The sequence below is a fragment of the Maricaulis sp. genome, assembly GCF_034670125.1.
Lineage (GTDB): Bacteria > Pseudomonadota > Alphaproteobacteria > Caulobacterales > Maricaulaceae > Maricaulis.
The window spans coordinates 283,959-297,975 of record NZ_JAXMOC010000002.1; the positions used below are offsets into that span (position 1 = coordinate 283,959).

Consider the following 14,017-nt stretch of genomic DNA (forward strand, 5'->3'; position numbering starts at 1 on the left):
TCAGGCCTCCTGTATGCTTTGAAGTTCTTGGTCTGTGGGTTCCGCGAGCGGGAAAATCAGACGGACGACCGCACCGCTGCCGCTGGCCGGCAGGTCGAGCTCGAGCCGTCCCTTGTGGTCTTCCATCACGCGCTTGACGATGGCGAGACCGAGACCGGTGCCCTTCTCGCGCGTCGTCATGTAGGGCTCGGTCAATCGCTCGCGGTTCGGCGTTGGCCAGCCAAGTCCGTTATCCGTTACCTCGATCACGGCATACCCGTCCCGCTCGGTCAGCTGGACCGATATCCGACCTTGTCCACCGTCTTTTTCCATACGGCTTTCAACGCTTTCCGAGGCATTCTTGAGAATGTTGGCCAGCGCCTGACCGGACAGGCGGGAGTCGCATAAACCGACAACGGGCTGGCCCGGCTTGTCGAAGGCAACGTCGATACCGGCGGAGGCGACGCGGCGCGCGAACACTGCCGACTTGGTGAGTTCACCCAGCTCGACCGCCTCCACTTTGGGCTGGGGCATCCGGGCAAAGGACGAGAACTCGTCGACCATGCGACCAATATCGCTCACCTGGCGAATAATGGTCTCTGTGCAGCGATCGAAGGTTTCAAGATCGCTGGAGATCTCGGCCCGGTATTTCCGCTTGATCCGTTCCGCCGACAGTTGGATCGGGGTCAGCGGATTCTTGATCTCGTGGGCGATCCGGCGGGCAACCTCGCGCCAGGCGGCATTGCGTTGGGCGGTCACCAGGCGGGTCACATCATCGAAGGTGATGACCAGACCGGCCTCCTCATCCATCGACGCACGCGCCGTGATATGCCGGATCTGCTCATCCGCTGCTTCCAGGTCAATTTGTGCTTCTGCGACCGCGCCCGGCCGGCGCCGGGCATCAGCGACGAGGTCGTTGAGCGCCGGCGTGATGTCATCCAGCCTGGCGCCGATCCGGTCTTCGGACCCCGGCGACAACATGCCGATGGCCGAGCGATTGATCAGCGTCACCCGGTCATCCCGGTCAAGACCGATAACGCCGGCACGGACGCCGGCCAGAATGGCCTCGATGAATGCGCGACGCTGTTCGCTTTCTGCATGGCTTTCAATCAGTTCGCGGCGCTGGGTGCGAAGCTGCCGTGTCATCCGGTTGAAGGCCCGGGCCAGCGCCGCAATCTCATCATCGTCCCGGCCCATCTGGACGCGGGCCTCAAGATCACCCCGCCGGACCCGTTCCGCCGCAGCGACCAGGCGCGAAATCGGGGTCACAACGCGGGTTGCGGCACTCAGGCCAAGCCAGACGGACCCGATCAGGATCAGGGCCGCGACCTCGAAATAGAGCAGAAAGAAGGTCTGCCGGATCGAGGATTCCTGCTCATCCGCGCGCCGAAGGGCCACCCGGGCTTCCTCCATCTGCCGGAACAGATCCACATTCATCGGGATCGACACATACAGGAAAGCGTCGTCATAGGCCTCCAGCTGATGGAGCAGACGAACCACATCGGCTCCGACGGGTGAGAATTCAGGCGTTGAAACGGCCACGCCGCCGGCGCTTGCCAGCTCGTACAATCGCGTGGACGGCGCCACATAGGGCTCGTTCTCCTGAAACCGGGTCTGAGCCAGGAGATTGCCACGCCCATCGACGACATAGGCCGCTGAAAACCGTTGCTCTGCAGCCAGGGAACTCAGCCCCCAGACATACTGAATTCGGCTGGAGCTGAAGGTTTCGACGGCGTCGTCCCGGTTCAGCGCATCAGCCATTGCGGCAAGCTTGTATCCGGCCTCGCTGGTCTCGCGTTCATAGATTTCCCGGGCCACGGTTGCCGTACCGTCGACCACGGTCGCGATGCGTTCGCCGAACCAGTAATCGACGCCACGGTTGAGAACAGCGCCCAGGAACAATGCGGCCAGGATGGCCGGCGCCGCGGCCGCAAGGGAGAACAGGGCCACGAAACGCAGGTGCAGCCTCGGCGTCGGTTCGCCAAAGCGACGTGCCCGCACCCGTCGCACGAATCGTACGATCACCACACAGGCCAGTCCGGAAATCAGGACAGCATTGCCGATCAGCATCGCCATGGCGGTGCGATCACTCAGGCGCATCAGGCCGTTATCGCCCAGCAATCCGGTTGCCGCGATGGTCAGGAATACCGCAGATGTGACGAAGCCTACCCCGAACAGCGCCGCTGAGCGCGGGGATATGTTGCGGATCAATGGCTTCGGATCGGCGTTCGGCAAGTGTGATCTCGCGTGTTGCAGATCCGCATCATTACCTCGTTGTTGCACATAATCAACACCCGTGCCGCACAGGTCACATGTCGTCGCTGGCCGGATCCAGCTCCGCAAGCCGGCGTGCCAGTGTATTGCGGTTCAAACCAAGCAGGTCAGCCGCCCGGGACCGATTGCCGCCGCACCGATCCAGCGCCTGGCTGAACAGGGCGGAATCAACCGCATTGAGCGCCACGGTGCGGGCATTCTCGAAACCCAGCGACAAGGCAGCGATCGCATTGGCGTGGACATCGAGCGCGTCCCGCGCATCCCCTGCATCAGCCATGATGGCGTTCATGACGTCGTCGAGCCCCGCCACACGCCCCCGGGTCGCCAGTGAAATTCGCGACAGGACCGAGCGCAACTCCACCACATTGCCGGTCCAAGCGGACCCTTCAAGATAGTCCACCGCGTCCGTGTCGAGTCGGACCCGGTCCTGATTGTCGCGGCGGGCAAACTGTCCGAGAAACGCCTCGCACAGGGCCGGAATATCGCTGCGCCTTTCGCGCAAGGGCGGGACCGTGATGATGCATTCTGACAAGCGGCCCAGCAGCCGCGGGTCGAGGCCTGCATCAGGCGATTGGGATGCCGTTGCGATCACCCGGCCAACGCCAGCATCCAGCGCGTCCCGTGCCGCTCGCTGTTGCGGCTCACTCCATTCCTCCAGGCGCAGCCACACCACCTGCTTGGCGGATTGGGTTGAGCCGAAAATGTCCGCGACCGGATTGGACGGAGTGATTACCACCGCGTCGTCGGACGAAATCCCGCGGGCACGCAACAGGGCTTCAGCGGCCTGTCGCTTGCCCACGCCGGGCTCACCCATGATCATCACATGCGCCTGGCTGGTCGCGGCGCGGGCGATGGCCTTGAAGGCAGACTGCATGGCGGCGGACTGGCCGATGAATCCGGTCGGTTCATCCGGTTTCCTGCGGCGACCGGTCCTGGTGTCCTCGCCAAGGGCAGCCGCGACCGCCGAAATCATGTCGTCCAGGTCGAATGGCTTGGGCAGATATTCGAACACCCCGCCCTTTGCTGCGCTGATAGCCGTCGACGCGGTGGCCTGCGCGCTCATGACAATAACCGGCATTTGCGGTCGCAGCCGCGACACAAGGCCAAGATTTTCGAGAAAATTGGTCCCGTCCAGCAGCACATCGGCCAGCAGCAGGTCACCCTCGCCATTGCGGATCCAGGACAGCGCGGTGTCCGGTGACGCTGTCGCACGGACCTGGTACCCCGCCGAAGCAAGGGCCCGCGACAGGATCAGCTTCAGGCTTTCATCGTCTTCGAGCAACAGGATGCGGGCAGTCACAGCATTTCCTTCCTGGCGATTGGCAGGCGTATGTTGAACACGGTCGTGCCGGGGCGGCTGTCAAAGTCGATCTGGCCATCATGAAGTGCGGCAATCCGGGCGGCGAAAGCCAGGCCCAGCCCTTCGCCGGCCGGCTTGGTGGTCACGAAGGGCGTGAAGATGCCGGGACCAAGCGTCTCCGGGATGCCCGGCCCGTTGTCGCGGACAGACAGGACCAGCGGCGTCGGGTGGCCGCCAGCCCGGCTCTTGGGACCTGCGTCAAACCTGGTTTCGACCATGATCTTGCCACCCGGATCAGATTGCACGGCGTCATGTGCGTTTTGCAAAAGGTTGAGGACTGCCTGCAGCATCAGGTCCGGATCGCCATCGACCAGCGGAAGCGACGGGTCAAAATTCTCGTGCAGCAAGCCTAGGGTGGCGGGGTCGGCTCGGTTGAGACTCTCCATCGCACTGACGGCCAACAGGTTGAGATTGATCCCGGAGCGGTCGCCGAGGCGAATATCACCCACACGGCTCCAATGATCCGCCAGCCGTGTTATGCGGTCGACGTCCTGGATGATCATCCGGGCCAGATCGCGGGCGCTGTCCAGATCGGTCTCGCGACGGATCAGCTGTGCGGCGCCGCGAACGCTGGCGAGCGGGTTTTTCAACTCGTGCGCCAGCATGCGACCAAAACCAAGCGCCGGAGCTTCGGATCCCTTGGCGCCCATCGACTGGTGGGGCAGGACCGACAGCACCAGTTGCTCCTGCGGATCGGACCAGCAGGCATGCACGTCATACGGTCCCGCACCGCCAAGCATCCGACCCAGTGCTACCAGGGTACGCCGCCCGGAACAGGCCTGATCGATGATATCGGCGAGGTGTGAGCAGGTTGCCGACATTTCGCCGAACCGGCCTTTTCGCAGGTGCCGGATGGACAGGCCCAGCCACTCCTCGGCCCGTGTATTGGCCCACACGCATTGCGCATCGGCGCCGAACACCAGGATTGGGATGGCGGCCTGATCGGCGGCCAGACTGGCGGTCATGGGGGGGCTGACAGCCGTCATGCGACGGCCCGGCCCTGTAGCGTGCGCAAGGCATCGAGGGCGGCGTGTACGTCGCCGGGAACATCGGAGCGGCACAGGCTGGCGCGCTGGGCGCGAACCCAGTCCCGGTCGCCGGCGCCGCACTCGACATCGCAGAAACTGGCAAAATGCTTTCGCATCATGCGGATCCCCAGGCCTTCCCCGTAATGGACAACGCTGTCATCAAATTGCTGGCCGAGGGCGTCGATCTTGTCCGGCCAAGGTGTCTCCACTGGAGCGGCACCAAGCAGCTCCCGTCCGATCTCGCCAAGCAGCCAGGGACGGCCCTGCGCGGCGCGACCGACCATGACCGCTGCGGCGCCGGACTGCTCGAGTGCCGCGCGGGCATCCGCCGTGGTGTGGATATCGCCATTGACGATGACCGGCAGGTCGACGGCCTCGACGACCCTGCGCACGGCCAGCCAATCGGCCTCGCCCTTGTAGAATTGCTGGCGGGTCCGGCCATGAACGGTGAACAGTCGCACCCCGGCATCGCGGGCGCGGCGGGCAAGGTCCGGCGCATTGAGGCTCGCATGGTCCCAGCCAAGGCGCATTTTCAGCGTCACCGGCTTGCTGGTGGCACCGACGGTGGCCTCGATCAGGGTCAGGGCGTGGTCGAGATCGCGCATCAGGGCCGAGCCGGACAGCCCCTTGGTGACCTGGCGAGCCGGGCAACCCATATTGATATCAATGACTTCGGCGCCCGCATCCTCGGCGATCCGGGCGCCCTCGGCCATCCAGTGGGCCTCACGTCCCGCCAGCTGGATAACGCAGGGCTTCAAGGATGCATCAAGGGCCGCCTTGCGGATCATGTCGCGACGACCGGCGGCCAGGGCGTCGGACGCGACCATTTCGGAGACGACCATGCCGGCCCCGAAACGCTGCGCCTGGCGGCGGAAAGGCAGGTCTGTCACACCGGACATCGGTGCCAGGACCGTCGGTATTTCAATGGCGTGGCTATCGATCGAAAAGCGCATGCGGCTGGACAGATCCTTGGTGAGCGTCGTAAGGCCAAAGGCTAGCGATTATGCTGCGCTGCGGCAATGCACGAGGCCTGTTGATGAAGATCGGTGCTGTGATTGTGGCCGCCGGACGCGGTGAGCGGGCTGGTGGCGGAATACCGAAACAGTATCGCCAACTGGGTGGCAAGACCGTACTCACCCGTACGCTTCTTCGTCTGCTTCATCGTGATGTGTTTGACAGCATCATCGTGGTGGTCAATCCGGCCGATGCCGACCACATTGCCGCCGTTGAGGTCGAACTCGGCATCAAACTGGAGACAGTTCCCGGCGGCGCGACCCGGACGGCCTCGGTTCGCGCGGGTCTGGACCGGGCCCGCGACCTGGGTCTCGACGCGGTGATGATCCACGATGCGGCGCGGCCCTTTCTCGACAACGCCCTGATCCATCGTCTCGTGACCGCGCTCGCCGAGCATCCGGCCGTGATCCCGGCCCTGCCGGTCAGTGACGCCCTGTTTCGGGGCGAGGACGAGACCATGGGTGACCCGGTCTCCCGCGACGGGCTCCAAGCCGCGCAGACGCCACAGGCTTTTCATCTCGCGCCGCTGCTGGCGGCGTACGACCGATTGGGCGACACCGCCCTGCCCGATGATGCTGCGGTGATCCGCGCGGCGGGCGGAACGGTTGCGCTTGTCGAGGGCGAGGCCGAGAATTTCAAGCTGACGACCGCGGCCGATTTCCAGCGGGCAGAAAGACAGATCATGAGCGAGACGATCACCGTCACCGGTCAGGGCTATGACGTGCACCGGCTGGAAGTCGCCGACAGCATGTGGCTGTGCGGGATCGAGATCAGAGGCGGTCTGGGTCTGGTCGGGCATTCGGACGCCGATGCCGGCCTGCATGCATTGACCGACGCGGTGCTCGGCGCAGCCGGCGCCGGGGATATCGGCCAGCATTTCCCGCCTTCGGATCCACAATGGAAGGGCGCGCGCTCGGACGCCTTCCTCAATCACGCGATCAAACTCTTGCAAGAGGCCGGCGGCGAGCTCGTTCATGCCGACCTGACAATCATCGCCGAACGGCCCAAGATCGGCCCCCATCGCGATGCCATGCGGGCACGGGTCGCCGGGTTGCTGGGCTTGCCGGAGGCGCGGGTCAATATTGCGGCGACCACCACGGAAAAACTCGGATTTACCGGGCGCGGCGAAGGTCTCGCTGCCCAGGCCATTGTCACAGCGAGGCTGACCCCATGATGTTCACCCACTCCCTGCTCGACCAGACCGAAACCCTGATTACCCGGGCCCGCACCGCTGGCGTCATGATCGCCACGGCGGAGAGCTGCACCGGCGGGCTGGTCGCTGGCCTGCTGACGGAGATCCCCGGCTCGTCAGACGTCGTCGACCGCGGTTTTGTGACCTATTCCAACGCCGCCAAGACCGAGATGCTGGGCATTCCTGCGCGGGTGATCGAGGCCAATGGCGCGGTCTCCAATGAAGTCGCCCGGCGCATGGCGGAAGAAGCGCTCTTGCGATCGAATGCCGATATCGCGGTGTCGATCACGGGGATTGCCGGTCCAGGGGGCTCAGAGCACAAGCCGGCCGGCCTCGTGCATTTCGGCCTCGCCTGCCGGGACAAGCCGACCCGCACCGACGTCTGCCGGTTTGGCGACCGGGGTCGCGACGCGGTCCGCCTGGCCAGTGTGGCCACGGCGCTGGACCTTTTAGCCGATGGCGTTGATCTCTTCGGTTAGGTCGAGCGCGGGGTCGCCGACGGACCCGTAGCGTCGCGCCGCCTCGGCAGAGAATTTCCCGATCAGGACCCGGCCGGCGCGGTCGCGATTGCTCTCCAGCAGCATTTGCAGGATGGCATTCTTGAACGCCGCAATGATGGAAAAATCGACCAGGCAGGAGCCGTCCGACAGGGTGTGGAACCGCCAGTGGTTTTCCAGCACGCGGAATGGACCGGCGACGAAACCGACATCAATCCGTCTCGCCGCGCTGTCGGCTTTGACCTTCGAGGTGAAACGCTCGGTGACGAATTTATAGCGAACCCGCGCTTCCGCCGTCATGTCGATGTGGCTGTCCCCACGGCGCTCGTCAAGCACGCGCATGGCCGTGATCTGGGGGATGAATTGCGGGTAGCGACGGACATCGCTGACCAGCTCGAACAGGTCATCGGCGTGGTGAAACAGGCGCAGGCGTTCGCAGACTTCAACAACCATGCTTGCCCCCTGCCCCTGCCCCTGTCCCTGCCCTTACAGCCAGCCTGAACGCGCTTAACCGCGTGCCATCATCTGCTCGCGGGCGGCGCGCAGCTTGGCGAAATCATCACCGGCATGGTGGCTCGAGCGGGTCAGCGGCGTGGCCGAAACCATCAGGAAGCCCTTGGCCCGGGCGATCGTCTCATAGGCCTTGAATTCGTCCGGGTGCACGAAACGGTCGACGGCGGCATGCTTGCGGGTCGGCTGCAGATACTGGCCGATGGTGAGAAAATCGATGCCGGCGGAGCGCATGTCGTCCATCACCTGCATCACTTCCTCCTTGCTCTCGCCCAGCCCGACCATGATGCCCGACTTGGTGAACTGCGCCGGATCGCGATCCTTGACCCGCTCCAGCAGGCGCAGCGAATGGAAATAGCGAGCACCCGGGCGGATGGAGAGGTAAAGCCGTGGCACCGTCTCGAGGTTATGATTGAACACGTCCGGCTTGGCATCGATCACCGCTTCGGCGGCACCCGGCTTGCGCAGGAAGTCCGGGGTCAGGATTTCGATCGTCGTCTTGGGCGTGGCGGCGCGGATCGCACTGATGACATCGACGAAATGCTGCGCCCCGCCATCATCGAGGTCATCGCGGTCCACAGACGTGATGACGACATGATTGAGCCCCATCTGCGCCACCGCCTCGGCGACACGGCGCGGTTCGTCCGTGTCGACCGCGGCCGGCAGGCCGGTCTTGACGTTGCAGAAGGAACAGGCGCGGGTGCAGGTATCGCCCAGGATCATGAACGTGGCGTGCTTTTGCTCCCAGCACTCACCGATATTGGGACAGCCCGCCTCCTCGCACACCGTCACCAGACCACCATCCTTGACGATTTTCTGGGTCTCGGAAAACGTCTTGCCCAGCGGCGCCTTGACCCGGATCCAGTCCGGCTTGCGAAGCACCGGCGTATCCGCCCGCTTCTGCTTCTCCGGATGGCGAGCCGCGCGCGCGTCAGACGCGGCGGAACGGGCGGTCGTGTCGATCAGATTGGCCATGGGGGCGATGTATGATGTGGCGGCGGTTGTGGCAAGGTTGGGGGGCTGTGGTGTGAATGTTCATGTCGGCCCGCGCTTTCCTTCGCCCCCGGGGAGAAGGTGTCGCGAAGCGACGGATGAGGGGGGTCCGCGTCACGGCACCGGGCTTTCCCCCTCACCCGGACTCCGGCCACCCTCTCCCAAGGGAGAGGGAAAGGCGACCGGACACGCGGCTTCCGTGAAGGCGATGTAATCGTGCTCAGCCTGCGGTGCTCTCGTCGCTCGACAATGCCTAACCAATGATCAAACGTCACAGCGACTAAGAGTGACCGCGCAAGGTATTTAAATTGCCCACCAAGTTTCCTGACACAAACGCACCAACGCAGGTCCGTATCAGTTTCGCGTTCACGACGATGACCGGGGCCTTGCCCGAGTTTGAGGCCTGCATCGGGCGAAAAGCGACCAGAGTGACCAGCCCGGCGCCCGGTAAGCCCTATTATCGCTGGATCTGGGAGCGAGAAGCGTCGAGTTGCGATGATGCATGCATTTCAGCATTGGAGCAGGAGCTAGTGGACTTCCTCGCGGCTTTTCACGACGACGCCCAAGACTATTTGGAACGCTACGCGACAAATATCGAAGTGACGTTATTTTTGCTAATTGGACCGGACGTTTACGCCGTCCAACAATTCTCCTCGGAATGCCTGCGGACACTCGCGGACTTGAACGCGACACTATGGGTGAAAGCGCTCTGACTTCCACGCGGAGAAACCGGTGACACCCTCAATCCTCCTCGCCAAGCCCTCCACCCCATAAACCGCATGCCAGCCAGCGGGCCGTATCCGGTTCGTCAGGTCAAGGGCGCCGTTGGCGCCGCTTCGCGGGCAGGCCCCTTGAGCTGAAGAAACGGATACGGCGATCTCCCGGCAAAGGGTTTATGGCCCAGGGTGCGCCTCGCGCGTTCGTTTTATGTCTGGAAAGTGCGCGCTCGGCGCGCTTGATTGACGGGCCGTGTGATCGCCCGACTGACCTCCCCATTTTTCCCGGACGCGCCCCGGCGCGATCCGGGATCTACCGGAAACGCTTTGCTTGAAGGGGCGCTCGGTGGGTCCCGGGGCTTCGCCCGGGAAAAATCGACCGGGGGGTGGGCGCCGCACTATCCGATCCGCGGTGCTGCCTTTCTTCTCCCCGGGGAGAAGGTGCCGCGGAGCGGCGGATGAGGGGGGGCGCGTCAAGGCACCGGGCTTTCCCCCTCACCCGGCCTCCGGCCACCCTCTCCCAAGGGAGAGGGAAAGCGGGCAGCTCTTTCAATTCCCTGCGGCGTGGGGAGCGCGCGCGCTTGGGTGCAGGTTGCCTCATCGGACGGCAGTGGCCTGGCAAATAGCCAGGATGCATTTGTCTCGCCTTGCACCCCAACACAAATCCCCTAACCTCGCCGCACCTTATTGTTTGTGTTGAGGATTCGGGTATGACGCAGTTTCTTGGAACAACCAGAGAGGCGTCACGCCCCCTGCATTTGATCGGCTTTCATGTCTCCGCGCGCGGCACACGGTATTATGACCGCGCGGCGTTGCTGATCGATGAGGATGGCCGGGTGTCCGGATCGGTCGAGCGGATTGCCGAGCGTGACGGCGTGGCCCAAACCGCCGAGGCACGGGGCATGGTGATGGGTAACCGTCTGGCCCTGATGCTGGAGTTTGAGGGCGCCTCGCCGAGCGGGGTGATGCTGGACCTGGCAGCCGAGACGCGGCGACATGGCGCGGCGCTGATCGGACGCATTGCCGGCGCAGACGGGGCCACGGCCCTGGCCTATGTGATGGCGCACGCCCCGGCGGCGCGTCTGGACCGCTCCCCCACCCATGGCTGGGGCACGGTGCTGGAAAACGCCGTTTTGGCTGGGGAGACGGTGCTGGGCATTGACGGGCCGGTCGGAGCCGAGCAGACGCCCTACTCCTTCCGCACCGATGACAATCGCCATGTCGAGCCGACCGGCTACGGCCATTTCGTCAATCATGCCTGCGAGCCGAGCTGCGGGATTGTCTATGACAGCGTGACCGCCCTGCCGACCCTGGTGGCGCTGCGCGATCTGGCGGCGGGCGAGGAAGTGACCTTCGACTATACGGGCACCGAGGGCGATCTGGCCGGTGCCTTTGAGTGCCGGTGCCCGGCGCTGGTGCACAAGGTTTAGGCGTGGCGGGCCCTAGTCTGAAAAGCGGACCCGGACCGGGGCGCGGCGGCCGGGGCCCTGCATGGCGGTGCGAACGGCCGAATTGAAGCGAAGATTGGTCATCATCACCTGGTCGTCGAAGGTATCGGCGAGCAAGTCATTGTCGACGATGAAGCTGGCCTGTTCGGCCGGAATGGCGGCCGAGAAATAGATCCAGGCGAACTCGCCATCGATCTCGGCCCCGACATAGGACAGCGTCAGCAGCTCGCCGTCGGTATCCGCCATGCGGAAGGTCTCGCCGGCATAGGCGCCCACCGCGGCCAGGCCCTCCGGTGCCGCGAGGAAGGTCGCGGCGTCGAGATCGGTCCGGTCCAGCGCTTCCATGAGATCATGGCCATAGACACGGTGGATGATTTCCAGCTCTTGCGTGCGCTCATTGACGGCAATCTCGGTGACGCCGGCATGCATGCGGTGGGCAAATGACGGGGCTGTCAGCAAGGACAGCCCCGCCAGTGCGGTCAGGAGGGTCGAACGGATGCGCATGGGGTTGAACCGTTCTCCTGTAGCCTATTCCGGACGCGTGCGGACGCTGTCACGGGTCACACGCAGGTCCAGATCGTCCATCATGCTGGATGGATTGCTGGACGAGCGATAGAGCTCGAGACGGGTCGGCTCGATGCGCGGCGGGAAGTAGTTGTCGGTGCGGTCGGCATCGGCGGTTTCCCACAGCGGGTCCAGCTCCACGGAGACGACCTGGCGGTCGGTAATATAGGTCCAGGTCACATTGCGTGGATTATAGCGCCAGACTTCAGCCGGGATGCGCACCATGTCGGTCGACCCATCGGCGAAGGTAAACTCCAGGATGATCGGCATGACCACCCCACCCTCATTGGTGAAGTCGAGATAGTAGACGCGGTCGCCGCTATCGAGGATCTCGGCTTCCCAGTCTTCCAGCCCCTCGCGCATGCTTTCATAAGCCTCGCGCTCGCGATTGGTGACGGTGTGGCGGTCGTTCTCGGAATAAAAATCGAGTACTTCCGGATTGCTGTCGGCATAGGTGGCGATACCGGCGTCGCGGTTGGACACCTGGGTCAGGCTTTCCGGCTCACGGGCCGCCTGCTCACGCTCGCGCATGTTTTCGATGGCCGGGTCCTCGGTATCGAACGTGCCCTCGATCACGCGGTCCAGCGAGATGTCGACATGGTCAGTGGAGTAGAACCAGCCGCGCCAGAACCAGTCGAGATCAACACCGGAGACCTCTTCCATCGTGCGGAAGAAATCATAAGGCGTCGGGCGACGGAAACGCCAGCGCTCCGAATAGGTGCGGAAGGCCTCATCGAACAGTTCGCGACCCAGCACCGTCTCGCGCAGGACGACCAGGGCGATGGTCGGCTTGGAATAGGCATTCGGTCCGAATTGAAGGATCGAGTCCGACTGGGTCATGATCGGCATCTGCATGGTGGATGCCATGTAGGAGGTGATCGAGTGCGGATCGCCGCGTCGGACCGGGAAATTCTCTTCCCATTGACGCTCGGCCTGGAATTGCAGGAAGGAATTGAGCCCCTCATCCATCCAGGTCCACTGACGTTCGTCGGAATTGACGGTCATCGGGAAATAGATGTGACCGATTTCGTGGATGATCACGCCGATCAGACCGCGCTTGGAGCCGAGAGAATAGCTCAGATTGCCGTCATCATCGACCATCGGGCGGCCATAGGTGCCGCCATTGAAGGTGATCATCGGGTATTCCATCCCGCCCTGGGGCCCGGCAATCGATTGCGCGACCGGGTAAGGGTAAGGGAAGGCGAAGTCATTATAGACAGCGAGCGTGTGCTCGACGGCCCGCGTCGAGAAAGTCGACCACAGCGGTTCGCTCTCATTGGGATAGAAGGACATCGCCATGACCAGGTCGGGCGCATCGCCCTGCCCGTCCTGTTCGACGCCAACCGCGTCCCAGATGAATTTGCGAGAACCGGCCCAGGCGAAATCGCGGACATTCTCGGCCCGGAACTCCCAGGTCGCCATGGAGCGCGTGCCCCGGCGCTCATTGGCGCGGGCTTCGGCCGGAGTGACGATGAAGACCGGCTCGTCGGCTGTCCGGGCTTCGTCCAGGCGGTCACGCTGCGGCTGGGTCAGGACCTCGTCGGCGTTTTGCAGCACGCCGGTGGCGGAGACGATGAAATCCTGCGGCACCCGGATGGACACGTCGTAATCACCGAACTCAAGGGCAAACTCGCCGCGTCCGAGGAAGGCCTTGTTGTGCCAGCCTTCATAGTCGGAGAAGACAGCCGCGCGCGGGAACCACTGGGCGATCTGGAAGATGCAATCGCCACCCGTGTCCTCGGTCTCCTCGAAGCATTCCCAACCGGCCCGTCCGCCAACCACCTGGGTTTCGATGAGGCGGTAGTCCCACTCAATGGTGAAGATGACGCTTTCGCCGGTGGTCAGGTCGTCGTCGAGATCGAGCCGCAGGAGGGTATCGACGATGGTGAAGTCCATCGGCTCGCCCTCGGCATCGGTGACACCGGTGATGTTGAAGCCATAGCCGTCAGCCTCGATCATCTGGTGACGCCGCATCGCCCGCGCCGAAATTCCGTCCGGGAATGACCCGCCGGCCCGACCGGCCGAGCGTCCGCCACCGCCGACCGTCTCGGTCATCACGGCAATCGAATCCGGGCGGAAGCGGTTCTGGTCGAGCAGGAACCACAGGAAGTCGAGCGTGTCGGGCGCGTTGTTGGTGTAGGTGACCGTCTCGGTGCCGTACAGATGGCGGGCGTCCTCGTCGAGACGGATGTCGATGTCGTAATCAACCTGCTGTTGCCAGTAGTCCGGTCCGGGCGCACCGGTGGCGCGACGTTCCCGGTTCGGCGACGGCCAATCCTCGTCTTCCAGCTGTCGGAACGCGTCCTGCCAGTCATTGACAGTCTGCTGGACCGGCTGCGCGACCGCGACATTGAAGGTCGCGGTCGCCGTCGCCAGGGCGATCATTGTAATGGTGCGCATGGTGTCCCCGTTCGCCTGCTTCGGGCTTCAGTCGGACGGAGA

The 14,017-nt window shown here is 63.9% G+C and carries 12 protein-coding genes; 4 read left to right on the forward strand and 8 right to left on the reverse strand.

The window, feature by feature from the left end:
• From VOI18_RS04700 to dusB, 4 genes are all read right to left on the reverse strand, one after another.
• On the reverse strand, window positions 1-2,214 hold the full coding sequence (locus VOI18_RS04700; protein WP_323761253.1) for a PAS domain-containing sensor histidine kinase: 2,214 nt from the start codon (window positions 2,212-2,214) through the stop codon (window positions 1-3).
• 73 nt (window positions 2,215-2,287) lie between these two features.
• The gene (locus tag VOI18_RS04705; RefSeq protein WP_323761254.1) at window positions 2,288-3,553 is read right to left on the reverse strand and encodes a sigma-54-dependent transcriptional regulator; all 1,266 of its coding nucleotides are present in this window, start codon (window positions 3,551-3,553) and stop codon (window positions 2,288-2,290) included.
• A complete protein-coding gene (locus VOI18_RS04710; RefSeq protein ID WP_323761255.1) occupies window positions 3,550-4,578 on the reverse strand; it encodes a two-component system sensor histidine kinase NtrB in 1,029 nt (342 codons plus the stop codon). Before VOI18_RS04710 ends, VOI18_RS04705 begins: the two co-directional genes overlap by 4 nt.
• 17 nt (window positions 4,579-4,595) lie before the next feature.
• On the reverse strand, window positions 4,596-5,594 hold the full coding sequence (gene dusB, locus VOI18_RS04715; RefSeq protein ID WP_323761256.1) for a tRNA dihydrouridine synthase DusB: 999 nt from the start codon (window positions 5,592-5,594) through the stop codon (window positions 4,596-4,598).
• A gap of 80 nt (window positions 5,595-5,674) precedes the next feature.
• Between dusB and VOI18_RS04720 the strand changes: the two genes are divergently transcribed.
• Both VOI18_RS04720 and VOI18_RS04725 read left to right on the forward strand, forming a co-directional pair.
• On the forward strand, window positions 5,675-6,829 hold the full coding sequence (locus tag VOI18_RS04720; protein ID WP_416374863.1) for a bifunctional 2-C-methyl-D-erythritol 4-phosphate cytidylyltransferase/2-C-methyl-D-erythritol 2,4-cyclodiphosphate synthase: 1,155 nt from the start codon (window positions 5,675-5,677) through the stop codon (window positions 6,827-6,829).
• Window positions 6,826-7,326, forward strand: a complete 501-nt coding sequence (locus VOI18_RS04725; RefSeq protein ID WP_323761258.1) for a nicotinamide-nucleotide amidohydrolase family protein — start codon at window positions 6,826-6,828, stop codon at window positions 7,324-7,326. Before VOI18_RS04720 ends, VOI18_RS04725 begins: the two co-directional genes overlap by 4 nt.
• On the opposite strand, the gene VOI18_RS04730 is transcribed toward VOI18_RS04725, so the two are convergent.
• Both VOI18_RS04730 and lipA read right to left on the reverse strand, forming a co-directional pair.
• Window positions 7,297-7,797 carry a type II toxin-antitoxin system RatA family toxin gene (locus tag VOI18_RS04730; RefSeq protein ID WP_323761259.1) on the reverse strand — a complete coding sequence of 167 codons (501 nt, stop codon included), beginning with the start codon at window positions 7,795-7,797 and terminating at the stop codon, window positions 7,297-7,299. The genes VOI18_RS04725 and VOI18_RS04730 overlap by 30 nt on opposite strands.
• 54 nt (window positions 7,798-7,851) lie before the next feature.
• On the reverse strand, window positions 7,852-8,829 hold the full coding sequence (gene lipA, locus VOI18_RS04735) for a lipoyl synthase (protein WP_323761260.1): 978 nt from the start codon (window positions 8,827-8,829) through the stop codon (window positions 7,852-7,854).
• A 326-nt stretch (window positions 8,830-9,155) separates the two neighbouring features.
• On the opposite strand from lipA, the gene VOI18_RS04740 reads away from it, so the two are divergent.
• Window positions 9,156-9,560 carry a hypothetical protein gene (locus VOI18_RS04740; RefSeq protein ID WP_323761261.1) on the forward strand — a complete coding sequence of 135 codons (405 nt, stop codon included), beginning with the start codon at window positions 9,156-9,158 and terminating at the stop codon, window positions 9,558-9,560.
• Window positions 9,561-10,273: 713 nt separating this feature from the next.
• Window positions 10,274-10,993: an SET domain-containing protein-lysine N-methyltransferase gene (locus VOI18_RS04745; RefSeq protein WP_323761262.1), complete on the forward strand. Its 720-nt coding sequence runs from the start codon at window positions 10,274-10,276 to the stop codon at window positions 10,991-10,993.
• Between the two features lie 12 nt (window positions 10,994-11,005).
• Here the strand turns inward: VOI18_RS04745 and VOI18_RS04750 are convergent, their stop codons facing one another.
• Both VOI18_RS04750 and VOI18_RS04755 read right to left on the reverse strand, forming a co-directional pair.
• A complete protein-coding gene (locus VOI18_RS04750; RefSeq protein WP_323761263.1) occupies window positions 11,006-11,515 on the reverse strand; it encodes a DUF6702 family protein in 510 nt (169 codons plus the stop codon).
• A gap of 24 nt (window positions 11,516-11,539) precedes the next feature.
• Window positions 11,540-13,975, reverse strand: a complete 2,436-nt coding sequence (locus VOI18_RS04755) for a M1 family metallopeptidase (protein ID WP_323761264.1) — start codon at window positions 13,973-13,975, stop codon at window positions 11,540-11,542.
• Window positions 13,976-14,017 lie beyond the last annotated feature (42 nt).